Below are 25,710 nucleotides of genomic sequence, written 5' to 3' on the forward strand. Positions count from 1 at the left end.
CGACTCGCCCAGGCCGAATTGGACGGCCGCGGTCAAGGTTCTTGGGGGAGCCTTGAATCCAGACGGTACGGTCCGGTGGCAGTGGGTCAAGTTGCGTAGGGAGGCACGCATGATTGTGGGTACAACGGCGGCGACTGTTATCGTCGGCATCTTCATTTTTCTGTGCGTGTTCAACTTCCTGCCGGCCTGCGTGGCCTATGTGAACCGCCACCCTGATCGTCATCTGCTCGCCGCCCTCAACGTCGTCTCGCTGTTTTCCTTCGCGCTGTGGATCGCGTTGATGGCTTGGGCCGTATCGGGCACCAGCAGCCACCCGATGATCCAGCGCTTTGTCGGCTCGCCGCAGCGCCGCCGCCGCCTCGTCGCTTCGGTCTCGGCGCTGGTGCTGGCTGGCTTTGCCACCACGGCGATGTCACTCAACCTCGCCTGACCACTGCGGGCGGCGCAAATGCCGCCAGGTCCCGCTTTCCTTCTATCGGTGCAGACGCCATTGCTGCCTTGCACTCCGGATTGTGCCTGCTATAGGCGGGCGCTCGTTTCCCGAGTGCGGGCGTGGCGGAATTGGTAGACGCGCTGGATTTAGGTTCCAGTGTCGAAAGACGTGGGGGTTCGAGTCCCTTCGCCCGCACCATCCTGCCGCTGCTCGTTCGGGCCAAACTCGCCAGAATTTCAACTTTCAACACGACGGATTCTTCGATGCAGATTGCCGAAATCACCAACCAGGGCCTGCGCCGCGCTTATTCGCTGGTGATCCCCGCCGATGCCATCGCCGCGCGCCTTGATGCCCGCCTGGCCGAAGTGTCGAAGACGATCAAGATGCCGGGTTTCCGTCCGGGCAAGGTGCCGGCCAATCTCGTCAAGAAAATGCATGGCGCAGCCTTGCGCGGGGAAGCACTGCAGGCGGCCCTGAACGACGGCGTCAACAAGGTGATCGCCGATCATGGCCTGCGCCCCGCCACCCAGCCGCAGGTGGATGTGGATGGCGAACTGCCGGAAGAGGGCGATGCCCGCTTCACCGTCTCCATGGAAATCCTGCCGACCATCGCCGAGCTGAAGGCCGACGATCTGGCGCTGGAAAAGCTGGTGGTGCCGGCTGACGATGCCGCCATGGATGGGGCCCTGGCCCGCCTCGCCGAATCGGCGCAGCGCAGCGAACCGGCTCCCGCCAAGCACAAGGCCAAGACCGGTGACACGGTGATCATCGATTTCGAAGGCAAGGTGGATGGCGTGCCGTTCGATGGCGGCAAGGGCGAAGGCATGCGGGTCAAGATCGGCTCCGGCCAGCTCATCCCCGGTTTCGAAGACCAGCTGATCGGCGCCAAGGCCAATGAACAGCGCACGCTGAACGTTACTTTCCCGGCTGATTATGGCGCTGCCAATCTGGCCGGCAAGCCCGCCACCTTCGACGTGACAGTGACCGGCGTCGAAGTGCCGGCCGAAACCAAGCTGGACGATGATTTCGCCAAGGGCTTTGGCCTCGACAGCCTCGATGCCCTGAAGGAAATTCTGAAGGATCAGCTCGATGCCGAGCTGGGCAACCTGTCGCGCACCTACCTGAAGCGCAAGCTGCTCGACACGCTGGCTGCCCGTCACGATTTCGACGTGCCGGAATCGATGGTCGATGCCGAGTTCGAACAGATCTGGCAGACGCTGGAAGGCGAAGCCGCCCGCGAAGCCGATCCGGAAGCCGCCAAGGCCGAAATCGAAGCCGAGCGTGAGGATTACCGCCGCATCGCCGTGCGCCGCGTGCGCCTGGGCCTGCTGCTCTCCGAAATCGGCCAGCGCAATGGCGTGAATGTTTCTCAGGCCGAAATGAACCGCCTGATCGGCCAGGAAGCCGCGCGCTATGCCCCGGCCGAACAGCAGAAGGTGGTGAAATTCTTCCAGGAAAATGCCATGGCTGCCATGCAGCTGCGCGCGCCGCTGTATGAAGACAAGGTGGTGGACTTCCTGATTGGCCAGGCAACGATCACCGAACGCACCGTGACCCGCGCCGAACTGGAAGCCGCGATCGAGAGCGAGGACGAGACCCCGGGCGGCCATGTCCACGGTCCCGGCTGCGGCCATGATCACGATCATGACCATGCGCCGGCCAAGCCGAAGAAGGCGGCCAAGGCCGAACCGGCTGAGGCCGCTGAACCGGTCGCCGAAGCCGAACCAGTGAAGAAGGCGCCTGCCAAGAAGGCCGCAGCCAAGAAGGCCGAAGCTGCACCGGCCGCTGAAGCTGCACCTGCCAAGCCGAAGAAGGCCGCCAAAAAAGCCGCCGAGTAATGCCGCAGCTGCGGCTGCTCGGACCTGGCATGCTGCGATTCATCCTCGCAGCGATGGTGGTGGTGTCACACCTCACCAGCCTCAATATTGGCCGGCCAGCCGTGCTGCTGTTCTTCATGCTCAGCGGCTATTGGGTGTCGCGGCTGTTTGCCGGTTGGCAGGCCAGCGTGCCGGCCTTCTACGCCAGCCGAACCCTGCGGGTCTGGCCCCTCTATGCCGTCACCACCTTGGTGGCCTGGCTGCTGCACGCCCACGCCGAAGCGGTGCGGCCGGAAAGCCTGTGGTCGGCGCTTACCCTGCTCGGGCTGGCGGCGCGTTCCGGTGACGTGATTGGCGTGTCCTGGTCGCTGGATATCGAACTGCAATTCTATCTGGCCGTTCCGCTGATTGCCCTGGCGGCGCAGCGGCTGGCGCCGCGCTGGCTGCTGGCCATCGCCGTGGCGGCCTTCGGGCTGGGCATCGCGCTATTTGCCGCGCGCGTGCCGACCTTGCTCTTTTATCTGCCGGCCTTCCTTGCCGGCTTTGCCTTCCATCGCCTGCACTGGCAGCCTGGTGCCGGCCTGGTTGGCGCCAGTCTGGCCGCCGCTGCCGCCTTCACGCTGGCTGCGGCCACGCTGCCGGGGCTGGGCGGGCTCCTGTTCAAGGCCGAGTTCACCGACAGCGTGGCCGAAAATCTTGGCCACATGGCCTGGATCCTGCTGCTGGCGCCCTTGGTGGCATGGAACATCAACCAGCCATCTGACCGGGTTGATCGCTGGCTCGGCGATCTCTCCTACCCGCTCTATCTGGTGCATCTGCCAGTGGTTCGGCTGCTTTCCGAAGTCGTGCCGGTGACCGATACCGGCGGGAAGCTGGTGGCCGTCGCGGCGATCATGGTGGTAAGCATCGCGCTGTTCATCGGAGTCGATCGCCCGCTGGAAGCCCGCCGCCAGCGCCTGTGGCGTCGCGCCAGGCCGGCTTAAGATTCGCCCCTTCCGGTCGTGATTCCCGGGTGATGCGCGGCTGCGCGCACCGGGGGGGACTGGTCCACGGTGTCGCGCGCCGCCCGAAAGGACGCGCCCGATGCAGCTTGCCCGCCTTCGACCCGGCCCCGGCGCCCTGCGCCTGCTGCTGGCGCTGGTCGTGCTGCTATCCCACATGTCGTCGCTCAATATCGGGCCGCCGGCGGTGGTGCTGTTCTTCGTTCTCAGCGGCTATTGGGTGTCGCGGCGCTGGCACAGCAGCAACCAGAGCATCATCGGCTTTGTGCTGGCGCGTTTCCTGCGGGTCTGGCCGCTGTTTGCACTGGTCGCTGGCGCCACCTGGCTGATGCTGGGTGCCGTCGGCCTGCCGCGATCGACCGATCTGGCCGCCGGGCTGCTGCTGCTGGGCAGCGCCAGCCGCGGTGATCTGCTGCTGGGCGTGGACTGGTCGCTCGATCTGGAACTGCAATTCTATCTCGCGCTGCCGCTGATGTGGCTACTGGCCCGGCGGCTGTCCGGCCGGCAATTGGCGCTGGTCGCTGGCGCTGCCTGGTGTGTGGGCATCTGGCTGATGGCGCGCGGTGCCTGGAGCTTCCTTCTATACCTCCCGGCGTTCGCGGCCGGCATGTGGCTGACGCGGGTGCGCTGGCATTGGGGCAGCGGGCCGGTGCTCGTCGGGCTGGCGCTGTTTGCGGTGATCGGCGCCGTGCTGGCGGCCTGGCCGGTCACGCGGCCGCTGGTGTTCAAGGCCGATGGTCTGCCCCCCGTGCTGGCGCACCTGGCGCATCTGGCCTGGTCGCTACCCTTGCTGCCGCTGGTTGCCTGGGTGGTGGCCGGGCCCAGTTCGGCGCGTGACAAGGCGCTGGGCGACGCGTCCTATGCGCTCTATCTCGTGCATGCGCCGGCGATCACCCTGCTGGCGGCGATGACCGCATTGCAGGGGTTGGCGCTGAAGCTGGCGGCCCTGCCGATCATCGCGCTTGCCGCGTGGGGTATTTACCGCTGGATCGATCATCCACTGGAAATTGCACGCCGCCAGGGTCCTGTGCTGCCATGGCACGGCTTTGCCCCCTTGAACTTGCGCCGCAAACGTCCGAACTAGGGGGCAAAGGAGTCTCCCATGATCAATCCGCAAGCTGGTCTCGTTCCCATCGTTATCGAAAGCTCGAACCGGGGTGAGCGCAGCTTCGACATTTTCTCTCGGCTGCTGCGCGATCGCATCGTGTTCGTGAACGGCCAGGTGGAAGATGGCATGGCCTCGCTCATCGTGGCCCAATTGCTCTTTCTGGAATCGGAAAATCCCAAGAAAGACATTTACATGTACATCAATTCGCCGGGCGGGGTGGTGACCTCGGGCATGGCGATTTACGACACGATGCAATATATCCGCCCCGACGTGGCGACCGTGTGCGTTGGCCAGGCCGCATCCATGGGCAGCTTCCTGCTGTCCGCCGGCGCGCCGGGCAAGCGCATCGCGCTGAAGAATGCCCGCATCATGATCCACCAGCCGTCGGGCGGCGCCCAGGGCATGGCGTCTGACATCGAGATCCAGGCCCGCGAGATCCTGCGGATGCGCGCCAGCCTGAACGAGCTCTATGCCAAGCACACCGGCAAGGACATCAGCTATATCGAAGCGGCCATGGATCGCGACAAGTTCATGAGCCCGGAAGAGGCGCAGGAATTCGGCCTGATCGATGCCGTGATGGAGAAGCGGCCGTTGCCGACCGAAGGCGACGCGCTGGCCGCCTGATCGGCCATGATTGGCGCGATTGCCGCCAGCATGGTTGCAATGATGTGACAGCCTGCCGGCAGGCCGCACTTGCGGCAACCGCCGAATCATCGCTACACTGTCGAGCCGGTGGCATGCCGGCAGTGATGTTCTGTGTCGGTTGGGGCGGGCCGGCGTGAAGTAGGCCAACCCGTCCACGGCGGGCCAGAGGAAGGAAAACCATGACGAAGCTGGGCGGTACCGATAGCAAAGGCACGCTTTACTGCAGCTTCTGTGGCAAGAGCCAGCACGAGGTGAGGAAGCTCATCGCGGGCCCGACCGTGTTCATCTGCGATGAATGCGTGGAGCTGTGCAACGATATCATCCGCGAGGAAACCAAGACGGCGCTGGTAAAGAAATCCGGCGACGTGCCCACACCGCGCGAAATCTGCAAGGTGCTGGATGATTATGTGATCGGGCAGTTCCACGCCAAGCGCGTGCTGTCGGTCGCCGTCCACAACCACTACAAGCGGCTGAATCACGGAGGCAAGGGTGCCGAAGTGGAATTGGCCAAGTCCAACATCCTGCTCGTCGGCCCCACCGGCTGCGGCAAGACTTTGCTCGCCCAGACGCTGGCGCGCATCCTGGATGTGCCGTTCACCATGGCCGATGCCACCACGCTGACCGAAGCCGGTTACGTGGGTGAGGATGTGGAAAACATCATCCTGAAGCTGCTGCAGGCGAGCGATTACAACGTCGAACGCGCCCAGCGCGGCATCGTCTATATCGACGAAATCGACAAGATCAGCCGCAAGTCCGACAATCCGTCGATCACGCGGGACGTGTCGGGTGAGGGCGTGCAGCAGGCCCTGCTCAAGATCATGGAAGGCACCACTGCCTCCGTGCCGCCGCAAGGTGGCCGCAAGCATCCGCAGCAGGAATTCCTGCAGGTGGACACGACGAACATCCTGTTCATCTGCGGCGGCGCGTTCAGTGGCCTCGATCGCATCATCGGTGATCGCATGCAGGGCCGCGGCATGGGCTTTGGCGCCCACGTCGCCGCGCCCGACGAACGCCGGGTGGGCGAACTGCTGCGCAAGTGCGAACCGGAAGACCTGTTGCGCTTCGGCCTGATCCCGGAATTCATCGGCCGCCTGCCGGTGATCGCCACCCTGGAAGATCTGGACGAGCCGGCGCTGATCAAGATCCTGACCGAGCCGAAGAACGCGCTGGTCAAGCAATATGCCCGCCTGTTCGAGATGGAGGGCGTGAAGCTGACCTTCACCGCCGACGCACTGTCGGCCATCGCCAAGCGCGCCATCGAACGCAAGACCGGTGCGCGCGGGCTCCGTTCGATCATGGAAGGCATCCTGCTCGACACCATGTTCGATCTGCCCGGCCTGGAAGGCGTGGAAGAAGTGCAGGTGGACAAGGACGTGGTCGCCGGCACCAAGCAACCGGCACGGCTGATGGTGGCTGATAAAGCCGCCTGAGCCGCCGGCAATGGACACGGGAGAGGCGCAGCGCCTGATCGCGGCACTGCGCCTCTCGCCGCATCCGGAGGGCGGCTGGTATCGCGAAACCCTGCGGGTGGACGGACCGGAACGCGCCACCGTCACGGCCATCCATTTCCTGCTCGAAGCCGGCCAGCGTTCCCACTGGCACACGGTGGACGCCACCGAAATCTGGTGCTGGCACGCCGGCAGTCCGCTGCGACTGGGCCACGCGGCGCGCGATCAGGATGCGCCGGCGTGGGTTTCGCTCGGCCCCGATATCGACGCTGGCCAGGTGCCGCAATTCACCATCCCCACCGGCCACTGGCAGGCCGCCGAGGCCACCGACGGCTGGGCGCTGGTCAGTTGCATCGTGGCGCCGGGCTTTGATTTTGCCGGCTTCACGCTGGCCGCGCCGGGCTGGTCGCCGGGTTTGGAAAGAGAAAAGGGGCCTCCGGCGAGCAGGGGCTAAGCCCCTGCACCCACTTCTGTTTTGGGGTGTCCTTGTCGCCAAAGCCCCCGTCATGCTGGCGCAGGCCAGCATCCATTACATAGCCAGGCATCCATGTCGCGATGGTTGGCCCTTGCCCTACAGTGGATGCTGGCCTGCGCCAGCATGACAGGGTTTGATTGGGTCAGGCGCGCCCTGAATTGAACGGGTTCAGGGACGAGTCCCTGCCCGCCGGAGGCGCCTGCTTGCTTCCGCACGTGCCAACCCCTCACCCCGGGCCGCCTGCGGCGTCTTTCGCCCTCTCCCGCAAGGGGAGAGGGGAATGATCAGCGCTTTACCGCGAACCAGATTACGTGGGTGGCGCCCTTGCCGGTTTCGCGGGCGCGGACCCGCACCGTTTCGACGGTGAAACCGCTGCGTTCCAGTTGTCGGCCGAAGGCAGTGTCGGGTGCGGCGGACCAGACGGCGAGCACGCCGCCGGGGCGAAGGGCGTTGCGGGCGTCGGCGAGGCCGCGCGAGCTGTAGAGTCCATCGTTGGCGGCGCGAGTGAGGCCGTCAGGGCCGTTGTCGACATCGAGCAGGATGGCGTCATACTGGGCGGTGCTTTGGGCCATGCTGGCGGCGACGTCGCCCATGGTCAACGTCAGGCGTGGATCATCGAGGCAGCCGGCGGTGACGGCGGCCATGGGCCCGCGCGCCCAATCGATGATGCCGGGCACCAGTTCGACGACGGTGACGCGCGCGGTGGGCCCTAGTTGGCCGAGCACGGCGCGCAGCGTGTAGCCCATGCCATAGCCGCCGATGAGCAGATGCGGGCTCTTGTGGCTGGCCAGCCGATCGCAGGCCATGGTGCCGAGCGCGACTTCGGAGCCGTGCATCCGCGTGCTCATCAGTTCGTTGCGTTCGAGCACGATCATGAAATCGCTGCCGCGCCGGAACAACCGCAGCGGCGGGCCGCCGGGCACGTCGGCCTCGCCGATCAGTTCACGGGGGATCACGCCACGACTTCGCGGCAGTGCGGGCATTTGCGGCGGGGGAAGACAATCAGGCCCTTGATCATCAGGCGCTTGCTGCAGGCCGGGCATTTGATGAAGGCGATCAGGGCCAGGTTGATGGCCATGACGAACGGCGGCAGCACCGCGCCGGCCAGTGCCAGCGGCGTGGGCCATGGCAGGGCCCAGAACAGGGCCGGCAAGGCCGTGGCTTGGCCGAACTGGTTCCACTGCACGCGGTAGAGGCCGGGGAGCGGCGTGTTCATCAGTAACGCCAGCTCTTCAGATCAGCTCCCTTCGGAGCGGCAGCTTCAATGCGTTTCAGCATCTTGTCCACATACATGGTGTGATAGCGCAGCCGGCTGATGTGGTTGGGCTGGTTCGGATCGCCGTTCCAGCAATGTTCGGCCCGATCGCCGTATGCAATTTCACCCGTGAACGCCGGATCGGCTTTCTTCAGGAAATCCTCGGTCAGATAGACGGCATTGTTGAGGTAATAATTGTCCATGTCGCCAACATAGAGGAAGATCTTGTCGCGGATCTTGGGGCCCAGCGTCTTCCAGTCGCGCTGCATGATGTGCCGCAGATCGTAATTTTCGCGCCAGTAGGCGGCGACCTTGGGATCGATCACGCCGGTGCGCTTGTCGAAGATGCGCTGCGGATAGCCATCGGCGCCTTGCGGGGAATAGACGGCTTCCCAGATGTCCCACTGCTGGCCGGAGCGGGACTTGTCGCCCAGCACCAGTTCCAGCCGCTGTTCCTGTTCCACCGTGTAATCAACGTGGCCCAGATAGTTGCGATGGGCCGGCCGATCGACCTTGCCGAATGGGCCGACCTTCCAGAAGACATTCTTGTCTTCATAGATGTTGATGTTGGTATATTGGCGGAAATCAATGGGATCCGGGCAGGCGGCGAAGGCGCCGTTGAAATCATCGGGGTAGAACATCTGCACGGCCAGCGCTTCCCAGCCGCCGGTGGAGCCGCCGTAGGTAAAGCGCGCCCAACCCTGGCCCAGACCGCGAAACTGCTTTTCGATCTCTGGCACCAGCTCCTTCATGATGGCATCGCCATAGGGGCCGAGATTGGCGGAGTTCACCGCATAGCTGTCGTCATAATAGGGATTGCTGTGGTCGATCTCGACGATGAGCATCCGTGGGAAATTGTCGGAGGTCCAGCGCTTGTAGAGGTCGAAGGCCTCCTGCGCCTCGATCCTGTTGTAGCAGGGCTCGTTGAAGCGCGGTTCCGGCTTGCAGGGTTCGTTGGGATCGGGCGGAGTCGTTGAAAAGCCGCCGAAATCGGCCGGGAAATGGCCGTGGTTGATGATCAGCGGGTAACGCGCTTCCGGATGCTTGTCGAAATCGCGCGGCACCAGCACGTGGGCGCGCAGATAGACATCGGTGCCCCAGAATCTGGAAAGGCGTTCCGAACGGATCTTGAGGTGGCGGATGAATTCGCTGTCCTTGGGTTCCACGACCGGCGGGATCACCTTGGTGAGCGGGATGGTGACGATCTCTTTCGTGGCCGGGTTGAAGCGCACTTTGATGGGTTCTGAAATGATGTTGCCCGGTTCGGCGCGCCAGTTCTGCCCTGCGCCGCGCGCGGCCGGCAGCTTTACCGTGTGGCCGGTTGAGAGATTATAGGTCTGATATTTGTGGAGGACGGCCTGGACCGTGTAGTCGCCGGCTGGCACCTTGGAGAGATCTTCCGCCGGATAGCCGAGCACGCCGCGGCCGATGCTGGCACTGCCGCCGGGCTTCAGGCCATCGATATTGACACCGAACACCTGCGGCGCATCGGCGCCCAGCTTGACCTGGAAGCGCGGTTCCTTCGATCCGTCGGGCGTGATCACCAGGATGATGCGGCCATCGTTGCTGGCGTCGATGCCCGTAGCGGGAAGGGTGATTCGGAAATCGGTAGCCAACGCCGGCGCTGCCAGCAGCGCGGCCCAAAGCCCGGCCGTGCCACCTGCCAACCATGCTGATTTTTGCCTGTTCATGTCCGTCACTCCCCGATCGGCATTTTTAAGCATGGATTGAAAGCACCGGCAACGCATCTCCCGATTGCAGATGAAGCTACGTTAACCATGAATATCTGTGCACAAACAGAACAATGATGGTGCATCACACGGGGCGAGCACTTGCCTGCGATGACGAATCGATTATGGTCGGTACCAAGCAAATCCTGACAATCAGAAAGTGAAAAATGCAGCAAATCTTGTCATCGGATGTGATATTGGTCGGCTTTTCGCTGGTTTTGGGCGGATTGATTGGCATATTCTGGGAAAAGTCCAGAGCCGATAATAATAATGACGCGAAGGGAGGCGGCAGCGATCGGCGCGACAAACGCTGAGAAATAGTAAACAGATTTCAACATGAATTAACAGAAAAATAGTTAACGCGCCGCAATTACACTTTACACCCAGTAAATTCTGCCTTAGTGCAATCCTCTATCAAGTGTTAACGGGTAAGGGCGGCGTATGATTTTCGAAGGTCTTGCACAGGTGATCGGTAACCTGCTGGCAACCGATGGGGCTCTGATGGTCCTTTCCATGATGTTCGGCATTCTGCTGGGCATGTTGTGGTCAGGTCGTTCGTTCCCGCGTCGTCTGCCGCGTTCGATGACCCAGGCCAGTGCAGTGAACTTCCGCCGCCTTTTGTGACTGCCGCCGGGCTGGCTATTGCCCGGCACACTGTCTAGTTTGGCGCCATGCGCGCCCTTCTTTTTCTACCACTGTACTTACTGGGGGCGTTGCCAGCGATGGCAGCGCCCTCTTTTTGCGCCCATCTGCCCGAAAAGGGTTCGGTGGCTGCAGCCGCGCCGGCCGAAACCGTGCCGCCCAAGCCGCGCGCCGATCGTAGCCTGATCTGCCCGCCAGGGTTCCTGCTGGAGACGGCCGCCCGCCTGCCGGTGTGCACTCGGCCAGGTCAGGGCGTGGTGGAGGGCGATCCGCGCGCTGCCTGCCGCGCCAGCCTGACCGTGGGACCAGTCACCAGCAAGGTGCCGGCGCAGTGGCGGCCCACCCGCAGCTGCCCCGGCGGCGCGATCACCAGCGTGATACGGCTGGAAGGTGCCAATCTGGGCATGGCCGAAATCAGCCTGGCCAGCGACAGCCCCGGCCTGAAACTGGAAACGCTGAACGAGGACGACAAATCGCTGAAACCCGCCGAGCGCCCATCAGCACAGAACTGCTTCGCGCACGCTTGCCGCCTGGTGCGTCTGATCATCGCCGCCGACGCACCTGATGAGCTGCTGCTGAATTTCAGCATCAAGGACGGTGCCAGCACCACGGCCCGCGTGCCGGTCGTCACCCATTGCGCCGACCCGCTGGCGAAGCGCTGACGAAGAGCAGAGGAAACGGACCTCCGGCGGGCAGGGCCTGTGCCGCGGGACCCACTTTCGTCCAGGTCTGACCAGGAACAACGTTCACGCCAATGGCATATCAGGACAAATGGGTGCAGGCCTCAGGCCTGCCCGCCGGGGGCTGTTTTCTGCCGTTTACCCGCTCTATCACCTCGATCGCGCTCACTTCGTCCTGAGCGGTCGGTCATCCGTTGCCGCCAACCAGATCGCTGCTGTCCACGCCGCGACGTTCTGATCGAGCTGCTTGCGGTCCACCTTGTCCAGCGTGTCGTCAGGCGTGTGGTGCACGTCGAAATAGCGTGTCATGTCCTGCCCCAGATCGAGGACGCCGGCGCCCAGCGCGGCCAGTGGTCCAACATCGGCACCGCCGCCCGATTTGTTGCTGCTGTCGGGCTGCACGCCGAGGGGGGCCAATAGTGCCCCGATTTCGCCAAACAGCGGCAGGCCGGTTTCAGCCACCCGCGATCCGACATTGTAGATGCGGTCAGCGCCGGCATCGCTTTCGCCGGCCAGCACGATATTTTCGGCTGCGTGCGCAGCGGCATAGGCGCGGCCGCCGATCACGCCGAATTCCTCGGCACCCCACAGCACGATCCGGATGGTGCGGCGCGGGGCCTGGCCGGTGCGGTCCACATGTGACTTGATGGCCGCTGCGGCTGCCATGGTGATGGCAACGCCGGCGCCATCGTCAAACACGCCGTGGCCCAGATCCCAGCTGTCGAGATGGCCGCCCAGCACCACGATCTCACCGGGCACGGTGCCGGGGATTTCGGCGGAGACATTGGCGGATTGGCCTGGCTTGCTGACGGGAGTGGAGATCAGCTGCACCGTCACCGGCCCGGCTGCGCAGCGCCGCGCCAGCAGTTCGGCATCGGGCAGCGCCAGCGCCACGGCGGGAATGGGCGTCACCCCCGCGGGAAAGCCGGTGGAGCCGGTATGCGGGTTGCGGTGATAATCGGTAGCGAGACTGCGGATCATCACGGCCGCCGCGCCCTTTTGCGCCGCCAATGCCGGGCCGATCCGGCGCACGCCGCCGTTGACGCCATAGCTGCTGCCATCCTGGGTGATGGTCATGCGGTGATCGATGAAGACAATGCGGCCTTTCACTTCGGAAACGGGGGCGGCGCGCATGGCGGCCAGATTGTCGAAACAGCTGACCGGCGCAGTGAGCCCGCCCTTTGGGGTGGCGCCCGATGTGCCCAGCGCCGTGATGGCCAGCGCGTGATTGCTGCCAACGATGCTGGCACTGGCGGTGCCGCGCTCCCACGCGGTCATCGGGAAGGCTTCCTCGCGGATGTTGACGAAGCCCAATTTCTGCAAGGCGGTCTTGGCCCACACTCGGCCACGCGCTTCGGCTTCGCTGGCAGCAAGGCGGGGGCCAACCGTGTCGGTCAGGTCGCTCAGCAGGGCCCAGGCCTTGTTGTCGGCCAGGGCGGCATCCCGCAGTTTCGCCGCCGTTTCGATCCGCCCGGCAGGGCTTGCCGTCTGCGCCTGGCCGGTGGTGGCGGCCAGCAGGCCGAGCAGGGCCAGAGAAATCATCGGTTGGCGCATGGAACTTCCCCTTGGTCGAGCCGCGGTCCTTGTGCGGCGATCGCGCGCCCCGGTCAATCGACGCGTTTGCGCCCACCGCGCCCATCGGCTAATGCAGCCGCGTCCCTGCCAACATCCAGAATCCGGAGCCTTCCCGTGGCCTATCAATATGCGTTCGTGATGAAGGGTCTTTCCAAGACCTATCCCGGCGCCAACAAGCCCTGTTTCAAGGATATCACCCTGTCGTTCCTGCCGGGGGCGAAGATCGCCATCATCGGCCCCAACGGCGCCGGCAAATCGACCCTGATGAAGGTGATCGCCGGCATCGACAAGGAGTTCCAGGGCGAAGCCTGGGCGGCCGAGGGCGTGAAGGTGGGTTACCTGCCGCAGGAACCGCATCTGGATCCCAGCAAGGACGTGAAGGGCAACGTGATGGACGGGGTGCGCCCCGTGGCCGATCTGGTGGACCGTTTCAACGCCATCAGCGCCGAGATGGCCGATCCCAAGGACGATACCGATTTCGACAAGCTGCTCGAGGAAATGGGCACGCTGCAGGAAAAGATCGACGCGGTGGATGGCTGGACGCTCGACAACCAGCTGGAAATCGCCATGGACGCGCTGCGCTGCCCGCCGGGCAACAGCGGAGTTGAAAAGCTTTCCGGCGGTGAAAAACGCCGCGTCGCGCTGTGCAAGCTGCTGCTGGAAAAGCCGGAAATCCTGCTGCTCGACGAACCGACCAACCACCTCGACGCGGAATCCGTGTCGTGGCTGGAAAATCACCTGAAAGAATATAAGGGCATGGTGATCCTGGTTACCCACGATCGCTACTTCCTTGATAATGTGGTGAAATGGGTTCTCGAACTGGATCGCGGCCGCGCCATTCCGTTCGAAGGCAATTATTCCGACTGGCTGGAAGCCAAGCAGAAGCGCCTGGGCCAGGAAGAGCGGGAAGACGCCAGCCGCGAGAAGGCCATCAAGCAGGAACTGGAGTGGATCCGCGCCTCGCCCAAGGCCCGCCAGACCAAGAGCAAGGCCCGCATCAAGGCCTTTGACGAACTGGTGGAAAAACAGGCCAACCGCCGCCTGGGTGAAGCCCAGATCCTGATCCAGGTGCCGGAACGCCTGGGCAACCGCGTGATCGAGGCGAAGAACCTCACCAAGAGCTATGGCGAAAAATTGCTGTTCGAGAATCTGTCGTTCAGCCTGCCGCCCGGCGGCATCGTCGGCATCATCGGGCCGAACGGCGCGGGCAAGACGACGCTGTTCCGCATCATCACCGGCCAGGAAGTCCCCGATAGCGGCGAGATCGCCATCGGTGAAACGGTGAAGATGGCCTATGTCGACCAGAGCCGCGACGCGCTCGACCCCAACAAGAATGTTTGGGAAGAAATCAGCGGCGGCAACGACAAATTCTATTTCGGCAAGAACGAGGTGCTGACCCGCGCTTACGTGGGCGCGTTCAACTTCAAGGGGCCGGACCAGCAGAAGAAGGTGGGCCTGCTGTCGGGTGGTGAACGCAACCGCGTCCACATGGCCAAGATGCTGGTGAAGGGCGGCAACGTGCTGCTGCTCGACGAACCGACCAACGATCTCGATGTGGAAACCCTGCGTGCGCTGGAAGAAGCGCTGGAAAGCTTTGCCGGTTGCGCCGTGGTCATCAGCCACGATCGCTTCTTCCTCGATCGCCTGGCGACGCACATCCTGGCGTTCGAAGGCGACAGCCATGTCGAATGGTTCGAAGGCAATTTCCAGATGTATGAGGAAGACAAGCGGCGGCGCCTGGGCGACGCTGCGGATCGTCCGCATGCGCTGACGTACAAGAAGCTGACACGCTGATCGGCCAGAAATTATCGCGGTGCGATAATTTCGGATTTGATCAAGGGCGGCCGGGCTGGCGGCTGGCTGTCAGGCCAGCCGAACAGCTTCGACGGCGCGACTTTGCCGCCCTCTTCCTTGTTTCCTTTTCCATGAGGCAGCGGACTCGGCGGCTTTGCCGCCGGCCGCGTTACCGCGTCCTCACGGCGCGACCCACTCCCCCGCCCAGCCGTCGCTCGCGCGGAACATCGCCCGGCGGTGGCCGCTGTTGGCGAGGTGCAACCAGTCGATCGCCGTCACCCCCACCCACAGCACGGCAAAATTTGCCCGGGCCGGCATGATCTGCTCGGCGGTCGGCTGTTCGCCCTCGATCCACGCCGGCAGGCCCGACGATGGGCCGGGCATGGGGGTGCCGGGGGCCTGCTCGGCCAGGTAGCACCGGCGGGCGAACAAGGTGGATTGTTCCCAGATCGAGTCCACTTCGCCGACGCTGCGACCGATCCGCGCGGTGCCGGAGAGGCGCAATTGCACCTGTTCGGCTGGGTGATAGGCCAGCACGGCGACCGGCTTGCCATCCAGTTGCGCCACCTTGGGGCTGCGCGCGTCGGTGTGGAGGCGCAGTGTGGACGTGGCGGGATCGGCCTTGCGCAGCACCATCACGCGGGCATGGGGCAGGCCATCCGCGTCCACGCTGGCGATCACCGGCGTGTGGATGGGGCTCTTGCGGTCTGCCCCGCCGCGCACCAGCAGGCTCCAGGCGTGGGCGCGTATGTCGGGGAGCGAGTCTTCCGGCCTCATTTCACTTCAACAATCGCATCCACCTCCACCGGCCAGCCGCGCGGCAGGCTGCCGGCGCCGGCGGCGACGCGGGGCGCCTTGCCGGCATCGCCGAACGCGGTGACCATCACTTCGGAAAAGCCGTTCATCACTTCGGGATGCTGGGTGAATTCCGGCGTGGCGTTGACCAGGCCCATCACCTTTACCACGCGCTTCACGCGGCTCAGTTCGCCCAGCTCGGCCTTCAGGGTCGCCAGCAGGCACAGGCCAACGCGCTGCGCATGGGCCTTGCCGGCGGCCACGTCCATCGTCGCGCCCAGCTTGCCGGCACCGCCCGCCGGGCATTCGCCGTGGCCGGCCAGGAACAGCAATTTGCCCACCCGCGCGGCTGGCACATACAGGCCGATCGGCGCGTTGGGCGGCGGCAGGGTGAGGCCTGCCTTGGCCAGCCGCTGTTCCGGGGTTTCGGCAAGCGCCGGGCTGGCCAGAAGGGCGAGAGCGATGAGAGCGATGCGCATAAGCCGGGGACTCCTTGCCGGGTTCACCCCACCCGCCTAGCATCAAGGCCAACAACCGCAAACAGGGGAGGGCCGGTCATGGCCGCATCGCATCACGTACCGGGCTTTGCCCATGGCCAGAATGGCAGCGCTGCCGAAACCGATCCGGCAGTGCTGGGCCTGATGCAGGGCGCGCCGGTGCCGCCCGACAAACAGGTGCGCTGGACCGATGGTTCGATGTGGCGCTTCCCGCAGCAGCGCTGGGCCTTTTCGCACATGCGCGAACTGGTGCCGACGGTGAATATCGGGCGCGCCGGCCCGGTGAGCGTGCTGCCGGTGGACTTGCGCGATGATGTGGATGATGTGCGGCTGACGACGCTGGACGGACAAGTGATGACGTGGCGGGAATCGCTGGCGGCGACCTACACCGACGCGATCCTGATCATGAAGGATGGCGTGGTGATCCATGAACGCTATTTCGGCGTCACCACGCCGGCCACGCAGCATATCCTCTTCTCCGTGACGAAAAGCTTTGTCGGCACCATTGCCGAGCTGCTGATCGACGAAGGCAAGCTCAACCCGGATGCGAAGGCGCAGGTCTATGTGGCTGAACTGACTGGCTCTGGCCTTGGCGATGCAACCGTGCGCGAGATATTGGACATGCGCACGGGCCTTGCCTTCTCCGAAGATTATGTGCCTGGCCAGACCGGCCTCACCGATGTGCAGCGCATGAGCATCGCCACCGGCTGGGTGCCGCGCCTGGCCGATTACGAGGGGCCGGACGGAAATTTCGCCTTTACCGCGAGCCTGGGCAAGAACGCGCCCCATGGTGGCGATTTCGTCTATCGCACGCCCAACACCACGGCGCTGCAATGGATCATCGAGCGTATCGAAGGCCAGCCCCTGTCGGCACAGATCGAAGCGCGCTTCTGGGCGCGGATGGGCATGGACCATGATGCGGCGCTGGGGGTGGATCGGCTGGGCACCGGCTTTGGCGGCGGCGGCCTGATGGCATCATTGCGCGATATTGCCCGCATTGGCGAGATGATGCGGCTGGGCGGGCACTTCAATGGCGCGCAGATCGTCCCCAAAGCCGTGGTGGAGCACATCTTTGCCGGCGGTGAGCCGGCGGCGTTCGTCGCCTGCCAGTACACCGGCAATCTGGATGGCAATTATGGCAGCCAGTGGTGGCACCGCGCCGGCGGGCAATTGATGGCGATGGGTGTGCACGGCCAGGGCATTTATGTCGATCGCGGCGCCGGCGTGGTGATTGCCCGGCTGGGCAGCCATCCGGTGGCGAGCAACCGCGGCAATGCGGCCGTGACGGTGCCGGCCTATGATGCGGTGGTGGCGGCGCTTCAATAAGCGCTGTTCACCAGTCGCATCGCGCCGGGTTCCATGGTGGTGAGCGCGCGGGCGGCGATGCGCGGCACATCGGCCGAGGGCAGGGTCAACAGTTCATCGGCAACGCGGCTGGCCTGCGTGCAGAAACGCCGGCGATCCGGCACGCTGGCAAAGCCGTTGTACAGCCGGGTCATTGCAACATCGTGGCGGGCCAGGCCGGCGCTGCCATGCTGCTGGCGATAGCGCGCCTGTTCGGCGGCATAGGCTTCGTTCAAGACATTGCGATGGGTTTTCAGGATCTGGTTGTAATCTGCTGCCAGTGCACGATTCTGACAGATCAGCGCTGCCACGTTCAGGCCGCCGCGCAGCGCCCACACCACTTCGGCGCTGGCTGCCACGGCATCGGGCACGATGCGGGTGGGGGCAGTGGGGACCACGGCCGTCACCTGTGTTGGCGGTGCGGCTGCCTGCGGCGGCGGTCGCATGCCGGTACTGCACGCGGCGAGGGCCAGCAGGGACAGCATGGTGAAGACATGTGTCCCCTTCGCTGGCATCGATGCCAGCGCCTTGATGTTGTGCATGATTCCCTCTCCCGCAACGATGGTCTTGCCGTCCTGCAATCAACATCAGGCCAGCTTTCAGCAAGCTGAACGCTGCTTCCGGGTCAGCGTGTATCCGCCAGCCAGCGGCCGACCTGGTGCAGATCATCGGCCACGGCCAGCAGGCGCGGCCTGATATCGGGTGTGGCGGGCAGCAGATCGGGCACCATGATCACCGGCACGCCCGCCATGTGGGCGGCGATGATACCGTTGTGACTGTCTTCCAGCGCCAGCGCGGCGCCGGGCGCGATACCAAGGCGGGCGGCGGCGGTGCGATAGGGTTCGGGATGTGGCTTGCCGTTGGCAACGTCGTCGCAGCCGACGATGGTGGCAAACCCATCCAGCAGACCGACATGGCCCAGATGCGCGCGGGCCAGCGCCTGTTCGGACGAGGTGACCACGGCAGCCGGGATGCCGGCCCTATTCACCTGCGCCAGCAGCGCCGCCGCGCCGGGCTTCAAGGGCCGGATCGGGCCCCATTCTTCCCGGATGCGCCGCCGAACCTCGGCCCGCATCGCATCATAATCCAGTTCGGCGCCAAAGCGCGCCTGCATGATCGCCTGGCTCGCCGGTTCCGGCCGTCCGATCAGTTCGGCATAATCGGCGCCGGTCATGGCAAAACCCAGATCGCCCATCGCCGCGATCATGGCATCGCGGATCAGCCGTTCCGTATCGAGCAGCAGGCCGTCCATGTCGAACAGGATGGCCGCCGGGCGGACTATTATCATGTGAGGACAGTCAGGCGGATTGCTTGGCGCGGGCGATGCGGGCTTTCCAGTCGGCCGGGCCGGTCTGGTGGACGCTGGTGCCTTCAGAATCAACCGCAACAGTCACCGGCATGTCTTTGACTTCAAATTCGTAAATCGCTTCCATGCCCAGATCCTCGAACGCCACCACTCGGGCAGCCTTGATCGCCTTGGCCACCAGATAGGCGGCGCCGCCCACCGCCATCAGATAGGCGGCCTTGTGGCGCTTGATCGCCTCGATGCCCATCGGCCCGCGTTCGGCCTTGCCGATCATGGCGATCAGGCCGGTCTGCGCCAGCATGGTCTCGGTGAACTTGTCCATGCGGGTGGCGGTGGTCGGGCCGGCGGGGCCGACGACTTCATCGCCCACCGGATCGACCGGGCCGACATAATAGATGACGCGGTTGGTGAAATCGACCGGCAGGGCCTCGCCCTTCGCCAGCATGTCGGTCATGCGCTTGTGCGCGGCATCGCGGCCGGTGAGCATCTTGCCCGACAGCAGCAGCCGGTCGCCCGGTTTCCAGCTCGCCACCTCGGCCGGGGTGAGCGTGTCGAGATTGACCGGCTTCGAGGCCTTGTCCGGCGTCCAGTGCACCTGCGGCCAGTCCTCCAGCTTCGGCGGCTCAAGATAGGCGGGGCCATTGCCAGTGAGGGTGAAGTGCGCGTGGCGGGTGGCGGCGCAATTGGGGATCATGGCAATGGGTTTCGACGCGGCGTGGGTGGGCGTGTCGAGGATCTTCACATCCAGGATGGTCGAAAGCCCGCCCAGCCCCTGCGCACCGATGCCGAGATCGTTGACCGCATCGTAAAGCTCGATCCGCAGCTCCTCGATCGGCGTCTTCGGCCCACGCGCCTTCAGCTCGGCCATGTCGATCGGCTCCATCAGCGATTCCTTGGCCAGGATCATCGCCTTTTCCGCCGAACCTCCGATGCCGATGCCCAGCATGCCGGGCGGGCACCAGCCGGCACCCATCAGCGGCACGGTGTTCACCACCCAGTCGCGGATCGAATCGCTGGGGTTGAGCATGGCGAATTTCGCCTTGTTCTCGCTGCCGCCGCCCTTGGCCGAAACGATGATTTCGACATGGTCACCGGGGACCAGTTCGATGTGGACCACGGCCGGCGTGTTGTCGCGGGTGTTCACCCGGGTGAAGGCCGGATCGGCGACGATGGAGGCGCGCAGCTTGTTTTCGGGGTGCAGATAGGCCCGGCGCACGCCTTCGTTCACCATTTCCTGAACAGTTTTCGTGGCTTGCCAGCGGACATTCATGCCAACTTTGACGAAGGCGACCACGATGCCGGTATCCTGGCAGATCGGGCGATGGCCTTCGGCGCACATGCGGCTGTTGGTGAGGATCTGGGCGATGGCGTCCCTGGCGGCCGGCGATTCTTCCAGTTCATAGGCGCGGCCAAGCGCGCGGATATAATCCATCGGGTGGAAATAGCTGATATACTGCAGCGCATCGGCCACGGAGGTGATGACATCCTCTTCGCGGATCACGGTCGTAGCGGTCATGGGGGGGAATCCTGTTGCCTTTTGGTCACGGGTTGCTGGCCAATCTGTAGGCCGGGCGCGGCGAAGCGTCCATATTTTCACGGGGCCTGGCTGTGGCCGTGTTGCAGGAAGTTTACATAAGCCCTTGATGACACGAATCCCCCGGGCGCCAGCGCGTCGCCAGCCTGTGGATGAATCCAAGCCGATTCAACCGTTTCGGGCACGTCAAGCAAACATTGGGGCTTGCGCGCGGAATCGGCTGTGGCACTATCGCTAGCGTATCGGAGCCAGCCAGACACAAGTTGTGGTGGTTCCGGGCGGGGGACACACGGGCGGTAGGGCGAACCGGCCTGTGGATATCGGGGACAAGTGTCGCTGCGGCAAAGAAGGCGCGTGACCCCGATTTGTTCCCCTCGTATGATTGAGGGGCATAAGTGACAATGAGCGAGTTTCGCATGACTGACAGTAGCGCCGGTTTGACCACCGCCGATCACACGACCGACTCCGCCGACGCTGGCGCTGCTTTGGCGGCGAGCATGGCGGCCGGTGTGCTGGCGCAGGCCGCGGCTTCGGCTGCGACCGCCAAGCCGGCCAAGCCCGGCAGCAGCGAGGTCATGCCGTGGCGCTTCCCGGTGACGGTGGATCGCAGCCGCGACGCGCTGCTCACCGATTTCGGCAAGGACACGCTGGACGACCGCTATCTCCTGCCGGGCGAATCCTATCAGGACCTGTTTGCCCGCGTGGCCGCCGCCTATGCCGACAATGCCGAACATGCCCAGCGCCTGTATGATTATGTGTCGAAGCTGTGGTTCATGCCGGCGACTCCGGTGCTCTCCAACGGCGGCACCGGCCGTGGCCTGCCGATCAGCTGCTATCTGAACAGCGTGTCTGACAGCCTGGATGGCATCGTCGGCACCTGGAACGAGAATGTGTGGCTGGCTTCGCGCGGCGGCGGCATCGGCACCTATTGGGGCAATGTGCGCGGCATTGGCGAGCCGGTCGGCCTCAACGGCAAGACCAGCGGCATCATCCCGTTCGTGCGGGTGATGGACAGCCTGACGCTGGCGATCAGCCAGGGTTCGCTGCGCCGCGGTTCGGCGGCTGTCTATCTCGACATCAGCCATCCGGAGATCGAGGAGTTCCTCGAAATCCGCAAGCCGTCGGGCGATTTCAACCGCAAGGCGTTGAACCTGCATCACGGCGTGCTGATCACCGACAAGTTCATGGAAGCGGTGCGCGACGGCGACAAGTTCGATCTGGTCAGCCCGAAGACCGGCGAGAAGCGTGCCGAGGTCGATGCCCGCGCGCTGTTCACCAAGCTGGTGGAAACCCGCCTGGCCACCGGCGAGCCCTACATCATCTTCATCGATGAAGTGAACCGGACCATGCCCAAGCACCAGCGTGATCTGGGGCTCAAGGTGTCGACATCGAACCTGTGCTCGGAAATCACCCTGCCCACTGGCACCGATCATCTCGGCAATGATCGCACAGCCGTGTGCTGCCTGTCGTCGCTGAACATCGAAACCTGGGACCAGTGGCACGATGATCCGCTGTTCATCGAGGATTGCATGCGCTTTCTCGACAACGTGCTGCAGGATTATATCGACCGGTCCGAACCGGCGATGGCGCGCGCCGCCTATGCCGCATCACGCGAACGTTCGGTGGGCCTGGGCGTGATGGGCCTGCACAGCTTCTTCCAGGCGCGCGGGCTGCCGTTTGAAGGCGCAATGGCCAAGAGCTGGAACAAGAAGATCTTCAAGCATATCCGCGCTCAGGTCGACCAGGCGTCGATGAATCTCGCCGTGGAGCGCGGACCCTGCCCGGATGCCGCAGACATGGGCGTGATGGAACGGTTCAGTTGCAAGATGGCGATTGCGCCGACAGCCAGCATTTCCATCATCTGTGGCGGCACCTCGGCCTGCGTCGAGCCGATCCCCGCCAATGTCTATACCCACAAGACGCTTTCGGGCAGCTTTGTCGTCAAGAATCCCTACCTGGAAAAACTGTTCATTTCCAAGGCGAAGAACAGCGATGCGGTGTGGAATTCGATCCTGGAGCGCGGCGGTTCGGTGCAGCACCTGGATTTCCTCACCGCCGACGAAAAGGCCACCTATCGCACCGCCTTCGAGATTGATCAGCGCTGGCTGATCGAGTTGGCGGCCGATCGCACGCCTTATATCGATCAGGCGCAGTCGCTGAACCTGTTCATCCCGGCCGATGTCGAAAAGTGGGATCTCTTGATGCTCCACTATCGCGCCTGGGAACTGGGCATCAAATCGCTTTATTATCTCCGCTCGATGAGTGTACAGCGGGCTGGGTTCGCCGGCGGCGTTGAAGCCGACAATACGAGCGAAGCCCCCGTGATCCAGGTAGAGCGGCGTGATTACGACGAGTGTCTTGCTTGTCAGTGATGCGTTTCAGCTTGCCCTGCCATTCCGCGGGGCGATCCACCGGCCGGGATGCTGCCCGGCTGGACGGTGAGGGGGTCGTGGCGATGCACTCCACGACGTGTGGCCACGACCCCCTCCCAACCGTAGGCCAGATGGTTGTTCATGCCGGGGCCAAAGTTGCGAGTGGGCGTGCCTTCGGCGGGATGCGTATCGCCTCCAGTGGATGTTTGCCGATGCCATCGGGTGTCGCAGCGCTGCAGGCAAAGTTCTCATGTTCCACGGCTGGTGCGGGTGCAAGGCGCACCAGCCGTGCAACATTGTCCTCACCTTCGCAGGCGTTCCGGGCTGGCCCACTGATGGCCCAGGCACCGGCGAAGGGTGGGTGCAGGGGTTCGGCCCCTGTCCGCCGAAGGCCTAGTTTTTCTGTTGTTTCTTCAATCATTAGCGCAGGATTTTGAACCATGCCGTTGCTTCAGGCATCCAAGTCGTACAAGCCGTTTGAATATCCCTGGGCCTATGACTTCTGGAAACGTCAACAACAGATCCACTGGATGCCGGAAGAGGTGCCGCTGGGCGAGGATTGCCGTGACTGGGCGCAAAAGCTGACCGATCACGAGCGCAACCTGCTCACCCAGATTTTCCGATTCTTCACGCAGGCCGATGTCGAGGTGCAGGATTGCTACCACGATAAATATGGCAGCGTGTTCAAGCCAACCGAAGTCAAGATGATGCTGACCTCGTTCTCCAACATGGAAACGATCCACATCGCGGCCTACAGTCACCTGCTCGATACGATCGGCATGCCCGAGAGCGAGTATAGCGCGTTCCTGAATTACAAGGAAATGCGCGACAAGCATGATTACATGAACACGTTCGGCGTGGGCAGCAACGAGGATATCGCCAAGACCTTGGCGATGTTCGGCGGCTTCACCGAAGGCCTGCAGCTGTTTGCGTCGTTTGCCATGCTGATGAACTTCCCGCGCTTCAACAAGATGAAGGGCATGGGCCAGATCGTTTCGTGGAGCGTGCGCGATGAATCGCTGCACTGCGAAGGCATCGTGAAGCTGTTCCACGCCTTCTGTGCCGAAACCGGGGTGCTCACCAGCAAGATCCGCGACGACATCGCCGACGTGTGCCAGCGCACCGTGCGCCTGGAAGACGCGTTCATCGATCTGGCCTTCGAACAGGGCCCGGTTTCCGGCATGGCGCCCAAGGATATCAAGCGCTACGTCCGCTACATCGCCGATTGGCGTCTGAAGCAGCTGGGCTTGGCTCCGATCTACATGATCGAGGAACACCCGCTACCCTGGCTCACCCCGCTGCTCAACGGTGTGGAACACGCCAACTTCTTCGAAGCCCGCGCCACCGAATATTCGAAGGCCGCGACCAAGGGCGACTGGAACGAAGTGTGGACCGCCTTCGACAGCCGCAAGGCCGCCAAGATCGCCAGTGAAAGTGCGCCGGCGAATGCGGATGACGCCCAGGGTGGGTTGCTGGGCGTGGCTGCGGAGTAAGAGGCAACAAAGGGGCCTCCGGCGGGCAGGGAATCAGTCCCTGCACCCGTTCGCTGGAGCCGGCACCCGATATCAGCGCGTTCGCCGATATTGACATGGAATCGAGCCTGCTGCCTTTGGCGGCAGGCTTTTCCCTTTTGGTGCCCCCGTGCCGGTCGACCGAAGTCAGCGGAACCCGGATCAAGTCCGGAGCGACGGCCGTGCAGTGAGAACCATCCCCAACAAACGGGTGCAGGGACTGAGTCCCTGCCCGCCGGAGGCCCTCCTTCTTCCTTTTCCCAGAAAGGAAATTGCCTGTTCTCAGCTCAGTTTCCGTCCGACCCACACCACCCGTCCGATGATGTGGATCGCGCCCGGGTCGCAGTCGGGCCAGCTGGGGTAGGCGTCGTTGTCGGAATTGATGGTGAGGCGGCGGGTTGCGGGGTGGAGGGAGAGGCGTTTGACGAGGAGGGAGTCGTCGACGCGCAGCACGTAGATGCCGTCGCGGGCGGCGGATTGGTCGTTGGTGTCGATCAGGATCTGGTCGCCGTGGGCGAGGGTGGGCAGCATCGAATCGCCTTCGACGGAGAGGATGGCGAGGGCTTCGGGGGGGGATTGGGCGAGATCGCGGATGAAGCCGGCCTGGAAGGCGATGCGGGCTGTTGGGGTTTCGGCATCGGGCAGGGCGCCGGGGCCTGCGGAGGCGCGGACCTGGTAGTGGGGGATCAGCACATAATCGTCGGCGGCGCGGGCGAGGCCGGGGCGCGGCAGAATCGCACGGCCTTCTTCGGCGGGGCCGCCGAGCAGATGTTCGGCGATGCCGAAATGGTGGGAGAGTATGCGCCGATCGGATTCCGACAGGCGGCGCGGCACGCCGCGTTTGATAAACTGTTGAATATAGCTGGCATTGCGACCGAGCAGGCGTGAGAGCGAGGCATAATCCTCGCCACGCGATGCGATCAGCGCATCCAACCGTGACCGGATGGCGGTGCTGTCCATAGGTGTGGGCCTCCTCTCCAAGCCCACGAAAGGGCCTATAACAGTAGTTTTTTCCCTAGACTAGTAGGATTTGGATAGGAATAAAGTGAGACATCAGCCGTATCGCGAGGGATAGGCTGATATTGTGTCCAATCCGAATAGGGAGTGAACGACATGAGCTTGTTGCCTGTCGTGGAGCGCCATTTGCGCGCTCACAGCGTACCACCCTCGCGCTTTGGCCGGTTGGTGACCGGTGATCCGCGACTTGTGTTCGACCTGCGACGTGGCCGCGAACCGCGCGCCGCCACCCGTGACCGCGTGCTGGCCCATATTGCCAGCACCGAATCCCAACTTCGCATCGCCAACAGCCGGATGGAGGGTCCTCATGCGACCGCATTGTGACAAAGCCCAATCTGCCATCCTGCGGGCGGCGGCCGCCATCGCGGCCCCTTATGGCGCGATGCTGGTGATCGAAGAACTGCGAGCCCGTGATTGGGCCAGCCTGACCCTGACCGGCAGCCGCCATGAACTGGATGTCCGCCTGGATGGTCCGGGTGCAGCGGCTGCCATGGCCGCCCTGGGGGAGCGCCTGCCGCAAGCGGCGATCAGCATCCCGGGCCAGATCGTGGCGGAAGCCGTGATCGAACCCGGCACGGCGGATGACACGGGCGTGGCCATGACCATCTGCGTCCTGGTGATCAACGACTGAACGGACGAAGGCCGTCACCTGCCTCGCCAGCACGCGCCGGGCGTGCTGGCGCCGGCGGGGCCCCTGACCTGCGACAAAGTTGAGCGGCGCTCAAAAAAAC

At 64.0% G+C, this 25,710-nt stretch carries 26 protein-coding genes and 1 tRNA gene; 16 read left to right on the plus strand and 11 right to left on the minus strand.

The genetic code is table 11. The features are described 5' to 3' along the window. Positions 1-109 precede the first annotated feature (109 nt). From D619_RS0104915 to D619_RS15620, 8 genes are all read left to right on the plus strand, one after another. Positions 110-430, plus strand: coding sequence for a superinfection immunity protein (locus D619_RS0104915; RefSeq protein WP_017667458.1), 321 nt, complete (start codon positions 110-112; stop codon positions 428-430). Between the two features lie 116 nt (positions 431-546). Continuing rightward, positions 547-631 (plus strand) — tRNA-Leu (locus D619_RS0104920). 65 nt (positions 632-696) lie between these two features. Then, positions 697-2,271 (plus strand): trigger factor, encoded by a 1,575-nt coding sequence (tig, locus tag D619_RS0104925; RefSeq protein ID WP_017667459.1) that lies wholly within the window; start codon positions 697-699, stop codon positions 2,269-2,271. A gap of 29 nt (positions 2,272-2,300) precedes the next feature. Continuing rightward, a complete protein-coding gene (locus D619_RS0104930) occupies positions 2,301-3,233 on the plus strand; it encodes an acyltransferase (RefSeq protein ID WP_020480389.1) in 933 nt (310 codons plus the stop codon). A 100-nt stretch (positions 3,234-3,333) separates the two neighbouring features. Beyond that, on the plus strand, positions 3,334-4,335 hold the full coding sequence (locus D619_RS0104935) for an acyltransferase (RefSeq protein ID WP_017667461.1): 1,002 nt from the start codon (positions 3,334-3,336) through the stop codon (positions 4,333-4,335). Positions 4,336-4,353: 18 nt separating this feature from the next. Next, positions 4,354-4,983, plus strand: a complete 630-nt coding sequence (clpP, locus tag D619_RS0104940) for an ATP-dependent Clp endopeptidase proteolytic subunit ClpP (RefSeq protein WP_017667462.1) — start codon at positions 4,354-4,356, stop codon at positions 4,981-4,983. A 200-nt stretch (positions 4,984-5,183) separates the two neighbouring features. Then, positions 5,184-6,434 (plus strand): ATP-dependent Clp protease ATP-binding subunit ClpX, encoded by a 1,251-nt coding sequence (gene clpX / locus D619_RS0104945; protein WP_017667463.1) that lies wholly within the window; start codon positions 5,184-5,186, stop codon positions 6,432-6,434. 10 nt (positions 6,435-6,444) lie between these two features. Further along, positions 6,445-6,906 carry a cupin domain-containing protein gene (locus D619_RS15620; protein WP_017667464.1) on the plus strand — a complete coding sequence of 154 codons (462 nt, stop codon included), beginning with the start codon at positions 6,445-6,447 and terminating at the stop codon, positions 6,904-6,906. A 305-nt stretch (positions 6,907-7,211) separates the two neighbouring features. Here D619_RS15620 and D619_RS0104955 read toward each other — a convergent pair whose 3' ends face one another. The 4 genes from D619_RS0104955 to D619_RS18030 form a co-directional block, all read right to left on the minus strand. Next, positions 7,212-7,883, minus strand: a complete 672-nt coding sequence (locus tag D619_RS0104955; protein WP_017667465.1) for an MnmC family methyltransferase — start codon at positions 7,881-7,883, stop codon at positions 7,212-7,214. Next, the gene (locus D619_RS0104960) at positions 7,880-8,143 is read right to left on the minus strand and encodes a hypothetical protein (protein WP_017667466.1); all 264 of its coding nucleotides are present in this window, start codon (positions 8,141-8,143) and stop codon (positions 7,880-7,882) included. Before D619_RS0104960 ends, D619_RS0104955 begins: the two co-directional genes overlap by 4 nt. Continuing rightward, positions 8,143-9,873: an alpha/beta hydrolase-fold protein gene (locus D619_RS0104965; RefSeq protein ID WP_017667467.1), complete on the minus strand. Its 1,731-nt coding sequence runs from the start codon at positions 9,871-9,873 to the stop codon at positions 8,143-8,145. The genes D619_RS0104960 and D619_RS0104965 overlap by 1 nt, the downstream gene beginning before the upstream one ends. 221 nt (positions 9,874-10,094) lie before the next feature. Then, complete coding sequence (locus D619_RS18030) at positions 10,095-10,250, minus strand: hypothetical protein (RefSeq protein ID WP_193743253.1); 156 nt, start codon at positions 10,248-10,250, stop codon at positions 10,095-10,097. Between the two features lie 103 nt (positions 10,251-10,353). Here D619_RS18030 and D619_RS0104970 point away from each other — a divergent pair, with 103 nt between their 5' ends. Further along, positions 10,354-10,536, plus strand: a complete 183-nt coding sequence (locus D619_RS0104970; RefSeq protein WP_017667468.1) for a hypothetical protein — start codon at positions 10,354-10,356, stop codon at positions 10,534-10,536. A gap of 98 nt (positions 10,537-10,634) precedes the next feature. Beyond that, the gene (locus tag D619_RS0104975; protein WP_017667469.1) at positions 10,635-11,216 is read left to right on the plus strand and encodes a hypothetical protein; all 582 of its coding nucleotides are present in this window, start codon (positions 10,635-10,637) and stop codon (positions 11,214-11,216) included. 183 nt (positions 11,217-11,399) lie between these two features. On the opposite strand, the gene D619_RS0104980 is transcribed toward D619_RS0104975, so the two are convergent. Further along, a complete protein-coding gene (locus tag D619_RS0104980; RefSeq protein ID WP_026090728.1) occupies positions 11,400-12,788 on the minus strand; it encodes a M28 family peptidase in 1,389 nt (462 codons plus the stop codon). Positions 12,789-12,923: 135 nt separating this feature from the next. Between D619_RS0104980 and ettA the strand changes: the two genes are divergently transcribed. Next, positions 12,924-14,603, plus strand: a complete 1,680-nt coding sequence (ettA, locus tag D619_RS0104985; RefSeq protein ID WP_017667471.1) for an energy-dependent translational throttle protein EttA — start codon at positions 12,924-12,926, stop codon at positions 14,601-14,603. 180 nt (positions 14,604-14,783) lie between these two features. Here ettA and D619_RS0104990 read toward each other — a convergent pair whose 3' ends face one another. Both D619_RS0104990 and D619_RS0104995 read right to left on the minus strand, forming a co-directional pair. Further along, positions 14,784-15,380: a pyridoxamine 5'-phosphate oxidase family protein gene (locus tag D619_RS0104990; RefSeq protein WP_017667472.1), complete on the minus strand. Its 597-nt coding sequence runs from the start codon at positions 15,378-15,380 to the stop codon at positions 14,784-14,786. Beyond that, entirely contained in the window at positions 15,377-15,877 is a 501-nt protein-coding gene (locus tag D619_RS0104995; RefSeq protein ID WP_017667473.1) for a RidA family protein, read from the minus strand. The genes D619_RS0104990 and D619_RS0104995 overlap by 4 nt, the downstream gene beginning before the upstream one ends. Positions 15,878-15,955: 78 nt before the next feature. Here D619_RS0104995 and D619_RS15625 point away from each other — a divergent pair, with 78 nt between their 5' ends. Next, positions 15,956-17,221 carry a serine hydrolase gene (locus D619_RS15625; RefSeq protein ID WP_017667474.1) on the plus strand — a complete coding sequence of 422 codons (1,266 nt, stop codon included), beginning with the start codon at positions 15,956-15,958 and terminating at the stop codon, positions 17,219-17,221. Here D619_RS15625 and D619_RS0105005 read toward each other — a convergent pair. The 3 genes from D619_RS0105005 to D619_RS0105015 form a co-directional block, all read right to left on the minus strand. Further along, positions 17,215-17,781, minus strand: a complete 567-nt coding sequence (locus D619_RS0105005) for a hypothetical protein (protein WP_017667475.1) — start codon at positions 17,779-17,781, stop codon at positions 17,215-17,217. The genes D619_RS15625 and D619_RS0105005 overlap by 7 nt on opposite strands. 83 nt (positions 17,782-17,864) lie before the next feature. Next, complete coding sequence (locus D619_RS0105010; RefSeq protein WP_017667476.1) at positions 17,865-18,527, minus strand: HAD family phosphatase; 663 nt, start codon at positions 18,525-18,527, stop codon at positions 17,865-17,867. Positions 18,528-18,537: 10 nt separating this feature from the next. Next, a complete protein-coding gene (locus D619_RS0105015; protein WP_017667477.1) occupies positions 18,538-20,061 on the minus strand; it encodes a fumarate hydratase in 1,524 nt (507 codons plus the stop codon). Positions 20,062-20,495: 434 nt separating this feature from the next. Between D619_RS0105015 and D619_RS0105020 the strand changes: the two genes are divergently transcribed. Further along, positions 20,496-22,451 (plus strand): ribonucleoside-diphosphate reductase subunit alpha, encoded by a 1,956-nt coding sequence (locus D619_RS0105020; protein ID WP_017667478.1) that lies wholly within the window; start codon positions 20,496-20,498, stop codon positions 22,449-22,451. Positions 22,452-22,891: 440 nt separating this feature from the next. Continuing rightward, a complete protein-coding gene (locus tag D619_RS0105025; protein WP_017667479.1) occupies positions 22,892-23,944 on the plus strand; it encodes a ribonucleotide-diphosphate reductase subunit beta in 1,053 nt (350 codons plus the stop codon). A 300-nt stretch (positions 23,945-24,244) separates the two neighbouring features. On the opposite strand, the gene D619_RS0105030 is transcribed toward D619_RS0105025, so the two are convergent. Then, the gene (locus D619_RS0105030) at positions 24,245-24,922 is read right to left on the minus strand and encodes a S24 family peptidase (RefSeq protein ID WP_017667480.1); all 678 of its coding nucleotides are present in this window, start codon (positions 24,920-24,922) and stop codon (positions 24,245-24,247) included. 153 nt (positions 24,923-25,075) lie between these two features. Here D619_RS0105030 and D619_RS15630 point away from each other — a divergent pair, with 153 nt between their 5' ends. Continuing rightward, positions 25,076-25,303 carry a hypothetical protein gene (locus tag D619_RS15630; RefSeq protein ID WP_033372982.1) on the plus strand — a complete coding sequence of 76 codons (228 nt, stop codon included), beginning with the start codon at positions 25,076-25,078 and terminating at the stop codon, positions 25,301-25,303. Then, positions 25,287-25,610, plus strand: a complete 324-nt coding sequence (locus tag D619_RS0105040; RefSeq protein WP_017667482.1) for a hypothetical protein — start codon at positions 25,287-25,289, stop codon at positions 25,608-25,610. The genes D619_RS15630 and D619_RS0105040 overlap by 17 nt, the downstream gene beginning before the upstream one ends. The last annotated feature ends 100 nt before the right edge of the window (positions 25,611-25,710 follow it).

It is taken from the genome of Sandarakinorhabdus sp. AAP62 (genome assembly GCF_000331225.1).
In the GTDB taxonomy this organism is placed as follows: domain Bacteria; phylum Pseudomonadota; class Alphaproteobacteria; order Sphingomonadales; family Sphingomonadaceae; genus Sandarakinorhabdus.